Annotated in this window: 16 protein-coding genes; 10 read left to right on the top strand and 6 right to left on the bottom strand. The window is 46.5% G+C overall.

The features are described 5' to 3' along the window. Positions 1 to 21 precede the first annotated feature (21 nt). The 6 genes from KG118_RS11630 to KG118_RS11605 form a co-directional block, all read right to left on the bottom strand. Positions 22 to 573, bottom strand: coding sequence for a DUF4738 domain-containing protein (locus KG118_RS11630; protein WP_213388469.1), 552 nt, complete (start codon positions 571 to 573; stop codon positions 22 to 24). 83 nt (positions 574 to 656) lie between these two features. Further along, positions 657 to 884: a DUF4248 domain-containing protein gene (locus KG118_RS11625; RefSeq protein ID WP_117712860.1), complete on the bottom strand. Its 228-nt coding sequence runs from the start codon at positions 882 to 884 to the stop codon at positions 657 to 659. 167 nt (positions 885 to 1,051) lie between these two features. Continuing rightward, positions 1,052 to 1,507 (bottom strand): HU family DNA-binding protein, encoded by a 456-nt coding sequence (locus KG118_RS11620; protein WP_117712842.1) that lies wholly within the window; start codon positions 1,505 to 1,507, stop codon positions 1,052 to 1,054. 300 nt (positions 1,508 to 1,807) lie between these two features. Beyond that, complete coding sequence (locus tag KG118_RS11615; RefSeq protein WP_118323209.1) at positions 1,808 to 2,947, bottom strand: PDDEXK nuclease domain-containing protein; 1,140 nt, start codon at positions 2,945 to 2,947, stop codon at positions 1,808 to 1,810. An 80-nt stretch (positions 2,948 to 3,027) separates the two neighbouring features. Further along, complete coding sequence (locus KG118_RS11610; protein WP_118323208.1) at positions 3,028 to 3,636, bottom strand: HU family DNA-binding protein; 609 nt, start codon at positions 3,634 to 3,636, stop codon at positions 3,028 to 3,030. A 245-nt stretch (positions 3,637 to 3,881) separates the two neighbouring features. Continuing rightward, on the bottom strand, positions 3,882 to 4,568 hold the full coding sequence (locus KG118_RS11605; protein ID WP_117712845.1) for a potassium channel family protein: 687 nt from the start codon (positions 4,566 to 4,568) through the stop codon (positions 3,882 to 3,884). 1,255 nt (positions 4,569 to 5,823) lie between these two features. Between KG118_RS11605 and KG118_RS11600 the strand changes: the two genes are divergently transcribed. The 10 genes from KG118_RS11600 to KG118_RS11555 all read left to right on the top strand — a co-directional run bounded on the left by KG118_RS11600 (position 5,824) and on the right by KG118_RS11555 (position 21,876). After that, positions 5,824 to 8,790 (top strand): SusC/RagA family TonB-linked outer membrane protein, encoded by a 2,967-nt coding sequence (locus tag KG118_RS11600; RefSeq protein ID WP_213388468.1) that lies wholly within the window; start codon positions 5,824 to 5,826, stop codon positions 8,788 to 8,790. A gap of 25 nt (positions 8,791 to 8,815) precedes the next feature. Further along, positions 8,816 to 10,402, top strand: a complete 1,587-nt coding sequence (locus KG118_RS11595; protein WP_213388467.1) for a RagB/SusD family nutrient uptake outer membrane protein — start codon at positions 8,816 to 8,818, stop codon at positions 10,400 to 10,402. Positions 10,403 to 10,443: 41 nt separating this feature from the next. After that, entirely contained in the window at positions 10,444 to 11,334 is an 891-nt protein-coding gene (locus KG118_RS11590; protein ID WP_213388466.1) for a Calx-beta domain-containing protein, read from the top strand. Between the two features lie 32 nt (positions 11,335 to 11,366). Further along, positions 11,367 to 11,858: a TlpA family protein disulfide reductase gene (locus tag KG118_RS11585; protein WP_117712848.1), complete on the top strand. Its 492-nt coding sequence runs from the start codon at positions 11,367 to 11,369 to the stop codon at positions 11,856 to 11,858. 33 nt (positions 11,859 to 11,891) lie between these two features. Next, positions 11,892 to 13,505: a DUF6029 family protein gene (locus KG118_RS11580; RefSeq protein WP_117712849.1), complete on the top strand. Its 1,614-nt coding sequence runs from the start codon at positions 11,892 to 11,894 to the stop codon at positions 13,503 to 13,505. Between the two features lie 27 nt (positions 13,506 to 13,532). Beyond that, positions 13,533 to 14,615: an Omp28-related outer membrane protein gene (locus tag KG118_RS11575; protein WP_213388465.1), complete on the top strand. Its 1,083-nt coding sequence runs from the start codon at positions 13,533 to 13,535 to the stop codon at positions 14,613 to 14,615. A gap of 11 nt (positions 14,616 to 14,626) precedes the next feature. After that, complete coding sequence (locus KG118_RS11570; RefSeq protein WP_117712851.1) at positions 14,627 to 15,751, top strand: Omp28-related outer membrane protein; 1,125 nt, start codon at positions 14,627 to 14,629, stop codon at positions 15,749 to 15,751. Between the two features lie 11 nt (positions 15,752 to 15,762). Beyond that, on the top strand, positions 15,763 to 16,842 hold the full coding sequence (locus KG118_RS11565) for an Omp28-related outer membrane protein (RefSeq protein WP_233555772.1): 1,080 nt from the start codon (positions 15,763 to 15,765) through the stop codon (positions 16,840 to 16,842). Positions 16,843 to 16,866: 24 nt separating this feature from the next. Continuing rightward, complete coding sequence (locus tag KG118_RS11560) at positions 16,867 to 19,158, top strand: hypothetical protein (protein WP_213388464.1); 2,292 nt, start codon at positions 16,867 to 16,869, stop codon at positions 19,156 to 19,158. Between the two features lie 99 nt (positions 19,159 to 19,257). Beyond that, positions 19,258 to 21,876 (top strand): PL29 family lyase N-terminal domain-containing protein, encoded by a 2,619-nt coding sequence (locus KG118_RS11555; RefSeq protein ID WP_213388463.1) that lies wholly within the window; start codon positions 19,258 to 19,260, stop codon positions 21,874 to 21,876. The last annotated feature ends 31 nt before the right edge of the window (positions 21,877 to 21,907 follow it).

Raw genomic sequence — 21,907 nt, 5'->3', positions numbered from 1 at the left:
CATTCTGGAATTACCCGGATATCAGTTGGGAATAGTATCTTCCTCGTACACATCTTCCAACAGTTCTTCTTTCGCCATGGATATTTTACCGTCGGCGGAAACTGTCAATCTGAGAGGCACGTAAAGATCCGTTTGCGGATAGCAGATACTGGCAGCATAGAGAATGCCCTGAGGAGTAGTCTTGTCATATACCAATCCTTCCAGAATGGCATATTTCATAAACCGGGCATCAACCAGCGAAGCAAAACTCTCTTTTGTAAACACCTTGTCCACAATTTGCTTGCCGCCACAAGTAATACGCAGCGTGATGCTGTTGTCAACAAACTTCTCTCCCTGTTCATTCTTCACAACAGGCAAGCTGTCATCCGGACGGCGGACCACAGACGAGCGATATTCCTTACCTTTATAAGTAATAGTCACTTTTGTATCAGAAACCTGCATACGTTGTGGGGCAGACGTCACTGTGCTGTCCTTCATCAATACCTGCACATCCTCTCCGCTCTTGCTTCGGGACGCACAGGAAGCAATCAACAACGCCACTGCACAAAACACTATATAACCAACAGTTTTCATCGATTCTTTTTTTAATTGACAAGGGCAAAGGAACAAAAAGAGCGGGAGAAATACAAATGAAAGCCATAAAAACAATAAGTCAATCAAGGTTCATCCAAATAGTGGACAATGATGCCTACTTGCCTCGGCATAAATGTCCGTACCCTCACATGGTATCCTGTAAGGAGTAATTCCGCATACAATTCACGGTTGCGTTTAATCCAGCGCGTCAGTGTACGAATAGCGCAGCGCGCCGTAGCATTGGGGCAATACAAGCATGCCAGTTCTTTTTTCGTATACGTTCTGATACGAAAGCCATTTTCATTTTCCATAGTCTTTTGCAGGTTTATCATTTATGTGTCATTTTTAATTGTTGATGTAAAGATACAACATCCGGAAGGCGAAGTCAAGTAATTGGAGAAAAGATATGAACCTTTCCTGAGAAAAGTTCATATCATTCTCATACACTGTTATTTGTTTTCAGTCACTTCAGCGCATATTATCCCAACGGGTTGTTATCTTCCCCTCCATCGGGTATGGAATCATTTCCGGAAATGGTTTCCGAACTCTCCCAATTGGCGCGCGTCACGCTGACACGTGTCAGCATCTCCTTGAATTGTTGTCCCGGAGTGAAAATTATCTTTCGGCGGTAAACCGTATCCGACTTCACATCTTCCTCTTTATCCTGACTTTTAGCATTGATTCCCGGACGGAAGCACCCAAAGTCTCCCAATTGCACCGAGAAGCCTTTGTTTATATTCATATTCAGTGTATCTATCAAGCCGTCCAGCACCATTTTCACCACACCGCGCGGCGCCATGCCTACTTTAGTGACTTCATTACACAAATCTCCAAACTCCACCGTTCCCAATGTCTTCAATTGAGCCACATACTTTTCTGTTTTTGTCTTGTCAAAACCGAACACTCTCTTTTTCACTTCGTAATTTAAAGCCATAATCTTTTAATTTTAGATGATTAATAAATTTGTTTTTCGGCTTTGTTCGCTCGTCAGTTTGCAAAACCTGTTTCTTTGTGATCACGATGCAAAGATACAACAGGCACAAAACGGCATGGTGCTTTAATGGTCGTTTACATCACTTTCAAATCTATCAACCGGCATCTAATACAAGAGTAACCCACTGATAACAAAAGGAATAAAATAATCTGAAATTTTTGAGAAATAAGAAGTCCCTCCGTTACAATCTGCCTGCCATACTTTTTTTTAAGATAAGGGCGGATGCAATATCAGTCAACCTCATTCTTTATCCTCCTCCAACTGATTTTCAATATTTTCAATTTGTGGCAGTACAGAAGCCACATCTTCAAAGAGTTTTTCGGTTTCGTATTGTGCAATGCCCAATGGCTGGGTGATGCCGCGCAGAGCAAAACGTGCTTTGGTGTCACTTTTTGAGCGGCATAGTAGTAAACCAATGGTAGGCTTATCTTCAGATGTTTTTACATATTCGTCCACAGCCGAAATGTAGAAATTCAGTTTGCTGACAAATTCGGGCACAAACTCCACAGCTTTCAGTTCCACCACCACATAACAATGTAGTTGCAGGTGATACATTAGAATGTCGATGTAGTAATCATCGCCGTCTACCGTCAAATGGTATTGCCGACCAATGAATGCAAAGCCTTTGCCCATTTCCAACAGGAAATTGGTGATACGTTGAGCAAGGTTCTTTTCGATATCAAGTTCACGCTGTAAAGCTACCGTTCCCAAGAAACTGAAGTTATACGGATCTTTGAAAGCATATTGCGCCAAGTCCGATTGGTAAGCGGGTAAGGTGTCCTGAAAGTTGGTAATCGCATTGCCCTTGGCTTTGATATAACCATTCGTTATCTGCGAAAGCATTACATCACGACTCCAGCCGTTGGCAGCGGTTTCCATAATATAAAACGCACGTTCCGTATTGCTTTTTACCTTAGGTATTAACGAGATATGATGGTACCACGATATTTGGTCAAGTGGCACTTGGCCAAATTCTTCATTCGGCTTTTTGATTTGGTCAAGTATCGCTTGACTAATTGGGAGCAACTCTAATTCAGCAAGTGGCACTTGTATAAACGGAAAATTAGGATAACTCAACGCAAATCCTCTCATATACTTTAAGTTGGTTACAGAGTACCCCCTATCATCGGGAAATCGCTTCGTGAGGTCCTTCGATAATTGCACAATGACTTTTGCACCCCAACCCTGCTCCTTTTGCTTGGTTAGGATATCGCTACCAATTTTCCAGTAAAGAGTAAGCAATTCTGTATTGACGCTAAGGATAGCCTTCAATTTAGACTGCTCAATCAATGAAATGATTTCTTTACGCCAATTATTGTAATTATCGGGAAGCATAGCTTGCCTTTCAGTCATTTGCGGTACTGTTATATCATTGTCCATTGCTAATTGCATTTAGACTACAAAAGTACTGAAAATAGCCAGTTTTCTATTAGGTCAAGTCAAGTATTTAATGTGGCGTCCTATTTTCTCTTCGCATATACCACACTCCTCCCCATCCCATGCCTCATCAGCACGCCATCCTCAAGCAGCTGGTTCAGGTCTACAACCGCCTGCTTGCGGCTGCGTCCTGTGAGCCGGGCATACTGGGCGCGGTTGATACAGGGATATTTTTGCAGATACTCGTCAAGCAGATGCATCCGTTGTTCTGCGGGCAGGACGGTAGCGGCAAGGAAAGTGGATTGCGGATTGCGCTCCAGCTTCATCTTACCCCGCAACTCCTCACAAAACGGCTTGCTCAGACGGAAGTTCAGACCACGCAGAGACACCGAAGCGGCACGCACCTCATCTCTGTCCATAGCATGACGCTGAAAATTCAATGAAGGGGTGAAATAGCCGAGTTCACCCAGTTCCACACTCCAACCGTCGGCAAGGCAGTCACGCATCTCGTCCGTGAAGGCGGCCAGCGCTCCCTCAAGCACGCTGCGGCTGATGCCGGAAAAGAGATGGACACGGTCTATAAATTCTTTTTTATCAATAGTACCTTTAGGTACGAAACGGGCATAAAGGGGTTGTTGCTCACCGGTCCGGCGGATGTCGGGCTTCTCAAAAAGGTCATAATAGGCACTCATAGTAGTCTGAAGTTTGTTGCCGTCAATGCTACACTCAGCAACTTGCCCCTCGACGGTTAAGGGAGAAGATACCCGGAATAAATCGTTCCACCACGGAGAACACTGCGTTCCACCATGGAGAACTTTCCGTTCCACCGTGGAGGAACGAAAAGAACTCCACGGTGGAACGATTTAGTCTTAGGCAACAAAGGTACTAATCTTCCCCGGGAAAAAGCATAAGAATCGCTTTATTTGAAAACAAATTATCACAGCGCCTTCCAGAATTTCCGGAAATCCCGATACCGCCCGTAACACACCAGCTGATCTCCCGCCTGTATTTTATCATTATCCGGCAGTTCGTTCACCACATCATGCTCCGTAAAGGAGATGCCCAAGCAGTTCTTCAGAGTCTCGGCACGTTTCAGGGCAAGCAGCTTCAGCCCGAATTCGTTGTCGAGCTTCAGTTCATTCACATTGTAACCAACAAACCTTCCGGGCACTGTGAACTTCATAACGTAGTAGTTGGAATCCACGCGGAAAGTCTCAATATCCGCACCGAACTCCAACAGATGAACCAGTCCGCGAGCCGCATCTTCCTCAGGAGTAAGGATACGCTCCAGACCGAAGGCTTCGAGCACCGAACGATGCACGCCGTCGATGGCCCGGGCATAAATGCGCTTCACTTTTTTCTGCTTCAACAACGCCGCCACCCGGATGGAAGCGCCGAAATTTTCACCGATAGCCACGATTACGACATCAACGCTGTTCAGAGGGAGTACGGACAAAGCCTGTTCATCGGTCGCATCAATCACAAATGCGGTGGCTATCTTATCCTTTAAACTATCTACACGACCGGCACTCACATCGGCGCCTATCACCTCGTGCCCCAAGGCTGAAAGCTCTTCGGCAAGCACGTGGCCGTAATTACCTAAACCAATAATAATATATTTCATATTCCAACGAATTATATGAAGCCGCCCGCCTTCCGTTCTGCAAAAACGAGCCGCTAAAATCGTGGAAAATTACGATTTTCACCGCTATCTACCAAAAATACGGCTAAAAAACTCAGAACCAACCCAAAATATGAAAGTAAGAAAGAATTTTATTTATGAGAGCAGGAGGTCTGGAAGCAAAAAGAGCACAAAGTTCGGCAAGAACTTGGTCGGTTTACCACTTGTCTTTTGATATATATAATAAATGTATACATACATTATATAAACAAGCGATTTTTCCGCTCTTATTTAACGACACCTTTTTGGTATCTATGTAATTACACCTGTATTACGATTACAAAGTTATGTTTTTTTTTTGTAAAAATGGCATATACGGGATTTTTTTTTGCACCGTTATCTGCATTTCGTCAAAATGACACTATATGCACCGAGGAAACATCATAAAGAGTGTATTTTTATAAATTTCGTGTCTATATAAGCAGTTGGAAGAGGTTAAAAAGCACTCTGTCACCCACACGGTTATTAAGTTAAATATAAAAATGATAAATATATTATTTTTAGTAAAAAATATAAAACTTACACAATTAAAAAAGAAGCATAGGAATTTTTATTATGGTCTATTCTTCTTCCATTCCAAATACCCTGTTTCTTCTTAAAACAGAACCCTTCCGGAGTTTCTTGTAAATTCACCGTTACAGACCATTATAAGGCATATTTCAACTTGTTACCAAGTTCTTGCCGTACTTTTCTTTTCCCTGTTAAAAATGTATTTTTAGCATTTCAGGCAGAAGAATGTAAAAAGAAAGACAAGTCTGTAAGAACTTTAAGAGAGATGAAAATTAAAAAAATATTTTAACGAATTTATACTAATAAAATAACAGATATGCTAAATATCCTATCATTATTAGGTTGTTACATAGCCTTGTTTTCTTTTTTGTTTTGCAATAATCGCAACCAAGAAAACTTGATTCGGTCATTATATCAGTATTACAATGCCAACTTTAATGACAACTTCCGGTTGTCTATCGTTCCTCCCTTCTGATTGATTTTTGAAGGGGAGAAATATGCTATCCCGCCTATTCTTAATCAGAGTTATCTCCCCCAATCGTATTCACAGCACTTTATGAGACTACATTGAAAAACATTGTCGGTCACAGACCCGGCAATATTATTCGTTCAATGTAAGTATGTCCGCGATGGAGTACAACTATTCTATTGATCCATGTATTTATTAAATAATTTAGAAAGAAGTTTTATGAAAAGAAAGATGGTGTTGCTGTTAGGGCTCCTGTTATTGGGAGTCGAAGCAATAACAGCCCAGACACGTAACGTTACGGGAATTGTAATTTCCGAGGAGGACAATCAGCCCGTTATCGGAGCTTCTGTTCTCGTACAAGGAAGTTCCAAAGGAACAATAACCAATGTAGACGGACAGTTCAACTTGGACGTACCCGCTTCCGCCAAGACGTTGCAAATCTCCTTTATAGGAATGAAAACCGAGGTCGTTCCCATAAAGCCGCAGATGAAAGTCGTGCTGAAAGCCGACACACAAATGATGGACGAAGTAGTGGTAGTAGGTTACGGAACCGGTAAGAAACTCGGTTCGGTAGTAGGCTCCGTGTCTACGGTGAACAGTGGCAAGATTGCCAACAAGCCGGTAGCCAATGCAGGAGACGCCCTGCAAGGACAAGTAGCCGGCCTGCAAGTATTCACCCCCAGCGGCGAACCCAGCGGAACGGTTGTAATGCGCCTGCGCGGTGTCAGCTCTATCAATTCAGATACGGAACCGCTGTTCATTCTGGACGGTTCTCCTATCTCGTCCAGTGCGTTCACAGCACTGAACCCTAATGATATAGAGAGCATGACAGTACTGAAAGACGCCTCATCCACAGCCATTTACGGTTCGCGTGCCGCCAACGGCGTCGTAATCATGACCTCCAAGAAAGGCAAGATGGGACAGAAGGCAAGAATCAGCCTTAACGCCCAGTACGGATGGTCCAAGATGACAGGCGACAATGCAAGCATGATGAACTCCGGGCAATGGTTTAACCTTCAGGAGATTATGGACCCGGGAAAGCTGTACGACAGTGCTTTCCAAGAAAGAAAAGCCTTCTATGTAGACAACGGCATATCCACCGACTGGTCGGATGTATTCTTCGGCAAAAGCGCCCCCACACAGCAGTACGACCTTAATGTAGTAGGCGGTTCGGAAGGTGTCAATTATTACCTTTCTTTCGGACATTACGATGCGGAAGGCATCATGGACGACTCTTTCATGCGTCGTGAAACCCTGCGCAGCAATGTAGAAATGAATATCACCAGTTGGCTGAAGGCAGGTGTCAACCTGAACCTGTCTTATCAGAAGTACAACACCACCTCTTTCGGAAGCGTGGCAAACAGTGTCTACAACAAGGCCTATGCAGCCCGTGTCTACCGCCCCGACCAGACGGTGAACGAAATCCTGAAAGACAACGAAGGCAAATTCATCGGCTATGGCAAACGCCTTGACTACTTCTCGGACTTGGGTTTCTACAATCCCTATTACCTCTCCGAGATACAGCCCAACGAACGCAGCACGGCACGCATCAACGGAAATACATTCTTCAACATCAACCCCGTCAAAGGGCTGAATATCCGTGCCGCACAAGCCGTAGAAGCATACGACTACCGCAACAGCCATAAGGTATATCCCGTAGGTCCGTTCGACGGCGCCGGCGAAGCCAGCGAGTCTTTCCAGCGTTACTACTCGTTTACGTACACCAACACCGCCGAATATAAATTCGACCTTGCGGGCAAGCACTACTTCACGGTACTGGCAGGACAGGAGTCCATCATCACCAAGAACGAGAACTTCACCGCCTACGCCACCAAGATACTGGACAAGCGTATGATGCTGATGAGCACCGGTGCAGACTCCGACGTGCCGTTGCATACTAAATATAATAAGGTGTTCAACTCCTACTTCGGCACTATCAGTTATAACTACGACGACCGTTACTACATCGACCTCGCAGGCCGCCGCGACGGTTCATCCCTCTTTGCCAAGCAGAACCAGTGGGCCACTTTCTACTCCGTGGGAGCCATGTGGAACATGAAGAAAGAGAAATTCCTGCAAGACATTTCATGGCTGACCGGCCTGCAGCTGAAAGCCAGCTACGGAACAACCGGTAACTCCGGAATCAGCCCCTACAACGCCCTTGCCCTGGTGAGCGGCGGTTTGATTTACGACGGCAAGGCAGGTATCGCCCCCTCTACCGTGGGCAATGACAACCTGACTTGGGAAAGCATGAAGACCCTGAACGTAGGCCTTTCCACCAGAGTGTTCGACCGCGTATCACTGGATATAGAGTTCTACAACCGTCATACGGCAGATATGTTGATGGCCTATCCCCTCTCCTTCACCACCGGTCACAGCAACAGCGTGGAAAATGTGGCAAGTATGCGTAACCGCGGTTTCGACCTCAGCCTTGCCGTAGACATCATCCGGAACAAGGACTGGAACTGGAGCGTATCCGGCAACATCAACTACAACAAGAATGAAATCACCAAACTGTTCAACGGACTGGACGAATATACACTGCCCGACACCGGACTGAAAATGGAAGTAGGCAAAGCCTGGGGCGAATACTATTACGTACGGTGGGCAGGCGTTGACCCGCGCGACGGCTACAATATGTGGTATGACAAGAACGGCAACCTCACCAAAAACTACTCCGAAGAAGACGCCGTATTCGTGGGCAAACAACGCTACGCTCCCTGGTCGGGCGGTTTCGGCACACAAGCCGGCTGGAAAGGTATCTTCATCAGCGCCGATTTCTCCTTCATGCTGGGACAGTATATGATGAACAACGAACGATACTTTACCGAGAATCCCACTTTTGCCGGTTCCAACAACCAGACAACGAAGGTACTGTCCATCTGGCAAAAACCGGGTGACGTTACCGACATCGCCGTAGCCGATTCTCCCATGCAGTTTGATACCCACTTGCTGGAAAACGCGTCTTTCATGCGCCTTAAAAACCTGACCATCGGTTACAACCTGCCTGCACAATGGCTGCGCAAGACCGGTGTCATCAACAGCGCCAAAGTGTACTTCACCGGAAGAAACCTGCTGACCGTAACCAAGTACCAGGGTTACGACCCCGAGGTGGACAGCAACCTCCAGCTGGGTAACTACCCCAACACCAAGCAATACACTTTTGGTATTGAACTAACTTTCTAAACCTATTAAAAAGTATAAAGCCAAAATGAAGAAAATATCTATCATAGCATTTACTACATTGATGTTCGGGCTGAGCGCGTGCGACATGGACATGATGCCCTACGACTCAATACCCGCCGACGAGGCTCTTAACTCCATCAATGCTTTCGAGGAAGCACGTACCGGTATCTACGCCGCCTATATAGGTCTGGCGGGCGGCAGTTACGTCCTCGCCCCCGAATTTCAGGCAGACGGCTTTAATGCCACTGCCGACTTTTCCAATACCTACGGTGACTTCTACCGTTGGAACTTCCAGAGCAGCAACTCTTATGTAGAGGCTATCTGGTCTAACTGCTACGCCGCCATCGGACGCGCCAACTTCTTTATAGATTCTGCCAAAAAGATGGACGAAGGCGAGGAAAACGACCTTACCGACGTACAGAAACAACAGCTTGCGGTGTACGTGGGCGAAGCGTACTTCACGCGCGCTTACTGCTACTACTACCTCACCACGCTTTACTGCGCCGACTATAATCCGGCTACCGCCGCTTCCACTTTGGGACTGCCCCTGCAATTGGAGTACAAACCCAAGATTTCCGCTTCCGAATATCCGGAACGTTCTTCACTGGAAGCTACCTACAAACAGATTACGGAAGACTTGGCGGAAGCCGACACACGCATCCAGACAGCCCGTTCAGGCATTGTAGACTATGACCGTTACATCAACGGCGCCTATGTCAACATAAACACAGCCCCCAAGCAACGCGGCAACTACATCACGGTAGACGTAGTGAAAGCATTGCGTGCCCGCGTGGCGTTGCAAATGGACGACTACAAGAATGCGGCTGCCTATGCGGAGTCCCTGATAGACTCGGACTTCTATCCGCTGCTGAACAATGAAAGCGGACTTAAAGATATGTGGCAAGAGGACGGCGGTACGGAAACCATCTGGCAGATAGCCATGCAGAGCGCCGACGACGCCGGTTCTCCGCTGGGAACACTCTTCATCGGTTATCCCACCACCAAGAAAGACTACATCCCTACCAAGACGTTGATAGACCTTTACGATGCCGACGACCTTCGTCTTGCCGTATACTACGGAGACTACAAGCTGAGCGTTTCTACCGGAACGGCTGCCCAAATCAAGTTCTTCAACAAGTATCCCGGCAACAAGAACTTCAATACGCTGGGCGGAACAACCCGCTACCTGAACCAGCCGAAGCCCTTCCGCATTGCCGAGATGTATCTCATTGCCGCCGAAGCCAATACGCGTATCGGTACGGCACGCAGTCTGGAGAAAGCGCGCGGCTACCTGAAAACGCTGAAAACCGCCCGTATTCCCGGATTCTCCGGCGGAAACTACAACAACCAAGAAGTCCTGATGAACGAGATTATGGACGAGCGCGAGCGCGAATTGGTATGTGAGGGCTACCGCATGATGGACCTCAAGCGTTGGGGCAAAGGCGTGAAGCGCGGCCTGCCGCAAAATTCCGGTCTGGTATTGTTCCCCGGACAAGCCACTACCGACGGACTGAACAAACCCGCCGACGACTACCGTATGGTATGGCCCATTCCCAAGTCGGAAATGGATGCCAACACGTCACTTGCCGGACAGCAGAACCCCGGATATTAATAGATAGAAAGAGTAAACCATTAATGATAAAAAAGAGTAAGATGAAATACTTGAAGATAGCTACCCTCCTTCTGTGCGGTGTCCTGACAGTGTCCTGTTCCGAAGACGAGGCTACGCTCAATACGTCAGACGCCACCGTCAATTTTCAGAATACTGAAATGGAAGTGAAAGAGACTGCCGACCTGTGCAACATACCGGTGGAAGTGACAGGCGAACGCAACGGAGACATCAAAGTAACAATCAGCATCAGCAGCGAGAATGCCGCGGAAGACGAAAATTACATCGTGACTACCAAGACACTCGTTATCTCCGCCGATGAAGCTGTCGCCAACTTTGAGTTCAAACCCGTGGACGATGAAGAAATCAATGCAGACCGCATTCTCACCATCGCCATCACCTCGGTAGAGGGCGGACAGGCCGGTCAGAAAAGCAGCATGACCATGAAGATTCTCGACAATGACTCCAATTACTACGAAACGCTTGCCGGAACGTGGGCATTCACCGGAACGGCTTCGGGTACTTCCGTCATGGATATGCAGGTAGGCTTCTCCGTCAAGGTGAACCTCGCCGAAGAAGGTACGGAAGCCTACGGCAAATACTTGGTATGCTCCAACGAGAAAGGTTTCGACCCGGAAGGAGATATTGAATGGACCTTCAACTGGCGTATGCGCTACGAATATGACGAAGCCGCCAAGAAGATATACGTGTACATCATGCAGGGTGAAGACGTAGCTGCCAACGGCCCCTACACCATCCGTTTCCGTGAGAACGCAAGCAGCGTGGGCTATGAAGGCTACCGCGGCGAATACGATCCGGCAACCAAGACCATTACCTTCACGGGCAACACCCTGATAGGCGACCTTTACAAGGACTGCAAAGTGGCTACCATGAAATTCAATATACGCAAATGCGCGATGGAACGCATTAAATAATACTGATTATTAATTAAAACAAAGAACTACTTATGAAAACATTTATCACTGCCGCGTTATTGTGCCTGTCTATGGCTTGCACTACCGCATGGGCGCAAGTGCCCTCGGTCAAGATAGAGAACTCCAAAGGAGAGCTCGTAAATACCGCCTCACTGGTTGATAATAAAACCCCGATGATTATCTCGTTCTGGGCCACTACCTGCAAACCCTGCATCCGCGAGCTGGACGCCATTAACGAGCTGATGCCCGACTGGCTGGACGAAGCGCAGTTCCGCGTGATAGCCATCGCCACCGATGACAACCGTTCCGCCGCCAAAGCCCGTTCGCTTGCCGAAGGTCACGGCTGGAGCGACTTCACCGTACTCTACGACAAGAACCAAGAGTTTATGCGTGCCATGAACGTGACGCTTACCCCGCAAGTATTCGTGGTGGACGCCAACGGCAAGATTGTCTACTCGCACACCGGATACACTCCGGGCAGCGAGCAGGAGTTGCTGAAAACAATCAAGGGTTTGAAGAAATAATTTATTTACTGACACAGCTAACGTTTCACGAGCATGAACAAACTATTTTTCCGGACATTAGCGCTGCTGACCTTAGTGTCGGCAGCCGCCGGAGCACAAGAGACGAAAAACAAAGGTTACCTGACCGGAAGTTTTGAAACCAATACCAATTACTACAAGGACGACAGCAAGACAAAAGCTGAATCTCCCGACGACCATTTCGGTAGCAACAACTACCTGAAACTGGACTACTATCACGGAAAGTTCACCGCCGGCATACAGCTGGAAGCCTACGAGCCCGCCCTCTACGGCTATCCTTCCGAATTGGAAAAAGCCAAGATGACCAATTACTACGCTTCATGGGTGGACAAGAATTTCTCTATCACCGCAGGAACATTCTATGACCAGTTCGGCAGCGGACTGCTGTTCCGCAGCTGGGAAGACCGGGCATTAGGACTGAACAATGCGGTAATGGGCGCACGCTTCACCTATAACTATAAGAATCTGGTGGCTTTCAAGGCTATCTGGGGCGCACCCCGCTTCGGCATGGAATTTTCCGACACGCAGGTACGCGGCGCCGACCTCAGCTTCTCCCTCTCCAACCTGCTGAACTGGCAAAGCACTTCGCTGGCAATCGAGGCATCCGCCCTGAACCGCTACGAGAAAATCCAGATGGTGGACTTGCAGGAAGAAGGCGGAAAGCCCTATACCAACGGTTTCTCCGGCAGAGTGAACTTTGAGCGCAACGGCTTCACCGCCAAAGGTGAATACGTGGACGGCGGCAACAAGTTCTACGCCTTTGCCCACGATGACAAACAGTACGTCCGCAAACGCGCCAACGCGCAGCTGCTGGAGCTGGGTTACAGCAAAAACGGGCTGGGCATCAACCTGACCGGACGACGTCTGGAATGGATGGACAGCAAAATCATCTCCGACAACACCTCCACCTCCAACCTGCTGAACTATGTGCCTGCCATGTGCACGCAATACACTTACCTGCTCACGACCCTGCATCCCTATACCCCGCAGATAGGCAGCATGACGAACAGCTACACCAACAGCGGCGAGATGGGCGGACAACTGGACGTATTCTACTACTTCAAGCGCGGCACTGCCATCGGCGGCAAACGCGGACTGAAAGTACACGGTAATTTCTCTACCTACTATGCCCTCTCCGAGGAAGGCACTGCCAAGACAGGCAATATGCTGTTCCGTGATTTCAGCGTAGATGTAGAAAAACAGTGGACCAAAGAGTTCAAGATGAACCTGCTTTACTCCATGCAAGAGTACAGCCCCTCGTATGGCGCGACCAAGGTCACCAACCTCTCCAATATTTTCGTAGCCGACTTGCTGTACAAGTTTACACCGGACTTCTCCACTCGCCTGGAACTGCAATACCTCACCAGCCAAGAGAACGAAAAGGACTGGATGGCAGCTTTGCTCGAAGTGAACTTCGCCCCCAGTTGGAGCATCTACGGCAGTGATATGTACAATCACGGAGACACCAAAGTGCATTATTACAATGTAGGCGTCAGCTATGCCAAGTCACGCACCCGCATTGCCCTGAGCTACGGCCGCAACAAGGAAGGCTATGTATGTTCCGGCGGTGTATGCCGTCTGATACAGGCATATACAGGCGCCAACCTCTCTATCACGACTTCTTTTTAACAATATCAATTCCAAAACAGTAAGAGTATGAAGAAAAATTTAATGTTTTATGTATGCAGTCTGGCATTTGCCGGCTCACTCGCCTCATGCAGCGGTTCGTCCGACGAGGTGGACATCCCTACCGAAGTAACCGGCCCCATCACGCTGACAGCGGATAAGAGCGTCATTGAAGCAAACGGAGAAGACATGGTGACCTTTATCGTGAAAGACGCCAACGGCATTGACTTGACCGCCAATGAAGAATATAAGAAAGAAATATATTTCCAAGATGTCACTACCGATACATATCTGGAAAGAAAGACCAAGACTTTCAAAGCAGTGGTAAACGGTACCCACTCTTTCAAGGCATATTACAAAGACTGGGTTTCCGAGCCTTTGGAAATCAAGGTGCAAAACCGCAAGAATTACGAAGTGTTCTATCGTAAGATTGCAGTATTCAAGATGACCGGAACGTGGTGCGTAAACTGCCCGCGCATGACTGCCGGCCTGCACGCCGTAGAAGAAGAGATGCCGGGCCGCATGGTTCGTATGGGCTTCCATGCTTCTTCCAGCGCCGCAGCCGATCCTTTCCACCTGAATGAAACCGGCAAGATAATGTCCGCTTTCGGCGCAAGCGGTTTCCCGACCTGCATCTATGACCTTATAGATATGTCAAGCAACAGCGGAAAGACTGTTATCAAAGAACTGTTCAACGAGCATATGATGAAATATCCGGCTACCTGCGGTATTAAAATCAACTCAGCCTACAATGCCGCAACAGGAAAAATTACGGTAAACGCTTCACTGAAATCAAACAAAGGCGGCACTTACGATTTGGTATACGCTTTAGTACAAGACGGCTTGACCGCGCAAGACGCAGCCGAAGACGTTTACGACTATACGGTAATGGGCATTTCTCCGAACTATATGAAAATGAGCGATGCAAAATTCACGGTAGCAGCCGATAAAGAACACAATGCAGCCGAATACACAATTGAGGCAAAAGACCTTGATGCTTCCAAAGCACGTGTAGTAATTTATGCGCTGACCCGTGTAGACGGCAAAGACCGTGTGGACAATATCACCGAATGTCCCATCAACGGCAGTGTAGACTATAAGTATAACGATTAACCCGCAAGTTTATGAAGAGATTTTATTTAAACGGATTCCGCTTTTTCCTGCCCTGCCTGCTGGCGTTTTTTGCCGCCTGTTCCGGCAATGACGGTGAAATAGAAGTGGAATACCCGGACGACGGCGCAGTACGTATCAAGGCTGACAAAAAAAGTATTGTGGCTGACGGTGCGGAAACGGTGACCTTCTCCGTACACTACGGTTCAAAGGATATCAGCGAAGACCAGTCCATGAATCTGGTGGTAACGAAAGAATCGGGCGAGGAAGTAAATATGGCGCTTGGCGCACACGCATTCAGCACCACCGTAGCAGGCACCTACAAAATCAAGGCACGCTACTACTACGGCAAAGAGCTGTACAGCGATGAAGTAACGGTTACCGCTACCGCCATCAGCGGCGGCAAGGACTATTACCACAAGGTGCTTACCATGCAGTTTACATCCGTAGGTTGCACAAACTGCCCCACGCTGAGTGCCGCCCTGAAGAATATCCAGACTGAAAAGCCGGGACGCCTTGCCGTGGCATCTTTCCATATGAACTACGATATAAGCGACCCGATGGCTATTCCGGAAACCAATAAGTATAGAGTCAATGTACTGGGCAACTTCGGCGGACTTCCCCGTTGCTTCTTTAATATGCGCCCGGGAGGCGACATGATTAGCATACAGAGCCAAATCACTCAGAAGCTGGAGGAAGAACTTGCCAACTACCCTGCTACTTGCGGTGTAGCGATAGCCAGTACATACAATGCGGGCACTTCCAAAGTGAGCGTAACCGCTAAAGTAACTTCCAACACGGCAGCCGGTTACCGCTGCATCGTTTATCTGGTAGAAGACGGTATCAACTATATGCAACTCGGTGTGGACGGCGGAACTTACCAGCATAACAATGTGGTGCGTGCAGTGCTTTCCGCTTCCGGCTCGCTCTATGGCGACTTCCTGCCTGAAAAGCCTGTCAAGGCGGGTGAAGAAACAAGCATGACTTTCGACGCGACACTGAATGCTAATTGGAAAGCTGACAATATGCGCGTCATCGTATGTGCGCTGAACTCTTTGGACGGTGGCAAGAGTTATACTTGCAACAACGTGAATGAATGTAAATTGGGCGCATCAGCTGACTATCTGTATAACAAATAAACGAATTTTCTATGCTAATGAACCTTTATCAAACAGCAGCCCTGCTTGCCTTACTTGTAACGGCAGGCTGCGGGCTGAGCTCCTGCTCCGGCGCTACGGACGACTCTGAAACAGCGCTTGCCGTAGAGCTGGCTTACGACAAGGCATCCATAGATGCCGACGGAGAAAGCGCCGTAACTTTCACTGTGAAGCAGGGTGGCGTGGACATCACCGCCAAAGCAACCATCAGCTATACCTACGGCGAGGAGACAAAAGAACTGGCTCAAGCCACTTTCTCCACCAATGTAGCCGGTACATATACTTTCACGGCAACCTACGACGGACAAAGTTCCAAACCCGTTTCCATCACCGCCAATGAAATCACGGTAGTGAAATCGCAATTCGTAAGAAGAATTTGCGTCATGGAATTCACCGGAACTTGGTGCACGTTCTGTCCGAGCGGAGCGCTCCGCCTGCAAGATATGCTTGTGCGCAACTTCGACGGCATATATGACCTGATGGCTTTCCATCTTGACAAAGACCCGATGGCGATTCCGCAATCCTCCACCCTTATGAAGAAATTCAAGCAAGACGGCGCTCCCGCCTGTGCTGTGGATATGCGTGAGGGCATGGACATCAGCAGCGGGCCTGCCAAAGCAAAAAAGGCTTGTGAGAACTCACTGGAAAACTATCCCGCACACTGCGGCGTAGCCATTGCATCGGTCTATAACGAAGCGAGCAAGACAGCCGAAGTTACAGTGAAAGTAACCTCGGAAAAGACTTCCAAGTATCGCTTGGCTGTGTATGTATTGGAGGACGGAATTGTCTATCCGCAGGCCGACGGCAGCATCACACGCGACGATTATGTACACAACCATGTAGTGCGCAAGCTGATAGCCGCATCCGGCTTGGTAGAAGGTGACGACTTGGGAGAGATAGCTTCCGGCAAAGAAGCTACCAAGACTTACCAAGTAAACATCGACAAGGCATGGAACATAGAGAACCTGTCATTCTATGCATTAGCGCTCGATGCGGAAAACCGGGTGAATAACCTGTCTGTCTGTGCTGCAAAGAACGGTAAAACAGATTACGAATACAACAAAAACAATTAATCCATTAATTAATCTTTTAGGCTTATGAAAAAGTACTTTAGTTTTTTATTGCTACTGGGAATGCTGGTAGCTGTGAGTCCAATCTTCTCGGGATGCTCGGATGACAACACAGAGACTCCGCAGCCGGAACCGGAACCTACTCCCGATGTTCCTGACAACCCCACCCCTATTCAATGGGATGAAATGGAAGCCAAAGCAGGAGAACGCGGCGTAGGTATCAAAGTAACCAACCTCAGCGAAAATGACTTCTCCTTTGAACTGACACCGGGCGCCAATGTACAGTCCTACCGTATGGACGTATATCCGGTATCGCGTATGTATAACTACCTGCTGGAAGAAGGCGGTAAAGGCGCTGATGCGGACAAGATAGAAGAACTGGTTCTTGCCGCTATCTATAATTCACAGGGTGCGGGCGGTTATACTTTCAAACCGAGCGTAAAGACTTTCGACAGCTGGGCTACTTCCAAGTATGCACAATCGGAAATCGTGCCGGATGCGGAATATATAATCATCACAGTAGGATGTAACGACGACAACGGACAATCACCTGCCGATGTGCATATCTGCCACCTCACCACTCCTAAAAAAGAGATAGTAGGCGACCCGCGTATGGACATTGATGTGACACCCGGATTTACTATGGCACGCATCACCTACAAGCCGAATGCCGACTGTAAATACTTCTATCAATATTGTGTAGCCTCTAAATATATAGACACCTACATCGAAGCATACGGAGAAAAGATGTACATTGATTTCCTCCGTCACACTTCCAAGAATGCACTGGATGCGCAAACAACCGAAGAGGATTTGACCTATTATCCCAATTTCGGCGAAACGGCAGATCCCAACACCCCGATTTGCGTAACCGCCATCGCTCTGGACGAAAACAAAACGGCCGGCAAATTTATGCGTAAAGACTTCAACCTGAATGCAATTCCTGATGAAGCCAAGCAAGCAAGTTGTACAATCACAATTGGCAGAGTAGGCTCTAACACCGTAGAGCTTAAGTCTGTAATGGACAAATATTGTAGAGCGGCATTCTACCGCATATTCAGCAAATCTGATTGGGAAGACGGTAACTATGAAAATAGTGAAGAAAACACAAAGGCGCTTATCGCACAGCTGTCCGACAGCGGTTGGGGACTTAAGAACCCGAACTACTCTACTAATGAGGATGAAAGTAAAGAAGGAGAAAAAATAGACATTCCGTTCGATGTCAACCCTAACACGGAATATGTGCTTGCTTATATTGCAAGCAACAGATACGGTCAAAGCTCCGGTTTGAAAACCGCTACCTTCAAAACTATAACGCAACAATATAACCCGGAAGCTGCTTTGGGAGGAGACGAAACAACAGTAGAATGTACATCAACAGACCGTACAAAGATTGCGCTGAAATACACTTTTGATCCGGATATGGCAGTCTTATTCCATCAATTTATTTACACAGTCAAGGATGACAAGGGAAATATTATATATGATTTTGACCGAATGCTGAAACTTGGCACAGACGGCAAAACTTATGAAATCAACGATGAAAAAGAAATAATAAAATTCCTTCTCGACGATAGATTGAACACGGAATGGGATAGAAGCAAAGATGGCACATACACATATACACAGACTGGTATGTCCCCCGGCACAACATATGTCTACGCTTATATGACAGTAGACTGGTACGGTAATCTGTCACAGGTTAAGCTGCTGCAAGCCACCACAGCGGCTATCCAAGGCGGTCCTAATCCGACCATGATATTAAGCGGTAAAACAGACCAATACAACAGATTCGAAGTGGAATTCAAGATAGACAAGGATGTTGCCAAGTTCCGCTATATGATAACGAAAGATACATATTCTACAAACAGCCGATATAGCTATAAAGACTGTATGGAAGGATATAGAAGTGACGTTATGGGAGAAGCCGGTCTGGAAACAATAAACTCTACCAGCCTTAATTCTTCAGAAACCGTTGATAAAGTAGGCCGTTTCGTTGCATTATGTGTTCCTATCGGTAAAGACGAACAAGGTCAGGACAAAGTTGGAGATTTGTACACGCTATGGTATGACCAGAGCTTGGGCGGTGTTATCAGTGACCCTGCCAAGATATTCAAAGACTATGTAGCTCCTACGGCAAAATACAGCACAATTTCCGAAATGTCCAAAAGAGTACAAAAGATGGACAGAAGAACTCCCGCTTATCTGCTCACCCCGGAAACCCGGGATATGAGACGGGTCTCAACTGTAAGCAATATGGATGTGAAAACAATTGTGATAGACATGAAGCAATTGGGCACTCATCCGCATGCCAAATAATACCGGTTTCTATTCATTCAAAAATCAACCAAAGACTGCTCAGGCAAAAACAATCCGGGAAACCGGATGCCTGAGCAGTTACTAAAAAAACATGAAGTTATGGAAAAGAACAGTATTTTTTCCTGCCGACGCAACGGCAGAAGCTTTCTGTATTTATTGATAGCTTGCGTCACCATGTTTGCATCATGTTACAATGATGATGATCTTAAAAACTCTATTTCCTCATTGGAAGACAGGGTTGCCAACCTCGAATCTTCACTGAAAAGCGTACAAAGTGACATTGCCACACTGAATACACTGCTGGACGGAAACAAACAGATAAAATCTGTAGTAAAGGACGAAGAAAGCGGCAATTATACCATTACTTTCTCTGATGACACCACTGTCACTATTCAAGGTATCAATGAAAGTGCGGATGTACCCAACATCACAGTTATCAAAGAAGAGAACGGCATCTATTACTGGGGAATAGAAACAAACGGTAAAGCTGAATATTTAAAAAACAGCAAGGGAGAGAAAATGCCTGTCACGGGTTCCGCCCCCTATATCCGTATCAACTCCGAAACCTACGAATGGGAAATCTCTACCGACAACGAAAACTGGACAGGTACGGGAGTCATTGCAAGTGACAAGTCCAATGCCTGCTCTTTATTCAGCAGTATAGAGGATAAAGGTGACTACGTTATCATTACACTACGCAGCGGAGTTACTTTGGAAGTCGCTAAAGTACAGGATTTGAAATGTATGATTCTTTGCGGTAAATTATATTTTGAAGCCGGCAAGACACAGTCAGTAGCATTAGAGATGAACGGTATATCCCAATACATCATCACCAAACCTGACGGTTGGAAAGTATCTATTGCAGACAATAAACTGAATATTACAGCTCCTGCCACGGACGAAGCTGCACCTACAACTAAAGCGTATATAGTAGAAGCCGAGGAAAAAGGAAAAGTCGCAATTCTTGCAGTAGCCACAAACGGAAAGAGCGTCATTTCCGAGATTCCGGTAGAAATAGGTACTGCACCTATGACAATCAGTGCTAACAATGAAAACAGAACTGTCAGCACAACTTATGCTACAGGAACCTATGGTTGTTACTTAGGAGTGATGAAGAGCAGTGAATACTCTGCCGATAATGTCGTGAAATTACTAAGCGATGAAACGGTAAAAGCCAAATATCAGAAAAGAAGCGCCTTACAAGATGAGACGTTGGAAAGATTACTCAGCATCGAAGGCAGTACGATGGAAGATGGCACAACTTATATGATTTGGGCGATGCCTGTCGGAAGTACTTCTGAAATTGTTGCGGATAATGTTATCGCAACAAGCATACAGTCGCCCGGCATAGTAGAATTGGCATCTTCGGACATCACGTTTGAGAGTGCAAACTTAACCATCACGATGAAAGGCTGTAATGAATATGTTTGCGGTGTATTGAAAAGCAGTGCTTTCAATGCTTCCCAGCTAATCGCTTCCCTGAATCAAGATGGAATAAATGACTACGTCACTAAAACATCCGATTACAATGGAGGATTGGACAAACTGGATACTTGGGCTGTGTCCAAGATTGTTGCAGGAACTAAATACACTGCATGGGCCATCCCTGTAAGTACGACTTATGAAGAAAAAAGACTGAAACAAATAGAAATTGAAATTCCGGCTATTACTTTCGATGGCACAGCAACCATTAGCATCGGAGATATTATCGCTGACTTCAGTAGCGTAAAAGCAGACATTACACCCGGAACAGATTGCTATAAGTTCTATTATAATTACTTCAGCAAAGATTTATTAGATACCAAATATACTACAGATGAAGCCATTAGAGACTATCTACTTCAAAGTGGAGCATCTTCAAAAACGGTTGCCACCTGCAGTAAGACTTACATGAATCCGGGTGATAAAGGCTCTATTTGCGCCATTGCAATTGGAAAAGACGGAAAAGCAGGTAGTTTGGTTAAAAAAGAAGCTAATGTCAAAGAAGTAGCATATAACAATATCAGTTTAAGCATAGCAACAACTGCCGCTCCCACTTCCCTGTCATACAAGATTACGGCAAGCAATGGAACCCCTACAGCATATCGTTATTTAAACTTGACGGATGGTGATTTGGAAGGTTATGCATATGGCAATGATGAGAAAAAAGTGGAAAATGCTTTAGTTACAAAGAGTGGTAGAGTAACAGAAATCGCAATAGCAGATTTGAGTGAAGGTACATTGAAAATTGAGAATTTGCCGATAGAAACACAATATAACTTCTTTGTTATGGCTGTAGATGCAGAAGGCAATGTATCTAAAATGTTTAAAGCGACTAAAGAGGAATCGATAACTAAATTTCCGGTATTCTTGGATGAAGAGGTATGTAATGCGGCAACCTATCCTACGGTTACCGTAACAAGCTGGGGCGATGAAGTAGTAGGTCCGGCCAGTACATACAAAAGAATTACTTACAGTATTTCTATGCCTGAAAACTGCAAAGAGTATTATGTCTATAACAATAATACACAGTTATCCGGAATGTATGATGAGCAAGCCAGAAAAGTACTGCAAAGGGGAACCAAATATACGGCTATTACTTCTAATAAAACAACCACTATCGTAAAAGATGCAAAAAAATACTTCTACATTATGTGGATAGATAAAGACAATAAGTACTATAGAGTAAGGGAAACCAAAATCGACTACCAAACCGATACAACTCCGGCTAACTTATAATTTGTATTACAACAACTTTTGAAGATTACCC

This window comes from Bacteroides propionicigenes (assembly GCF_018390535.1).
Lineage (GTDB): Bacteria > Bacteroidota > Bacteroidia > Bacteroidales > Bacteroidaceae > Bacteroides > Bacteroides propionicigenes.
Note: the sequence above shows the minus strand (reverse complement) of the source record. Positions and strands in the feature narration are given on the sequence as shown.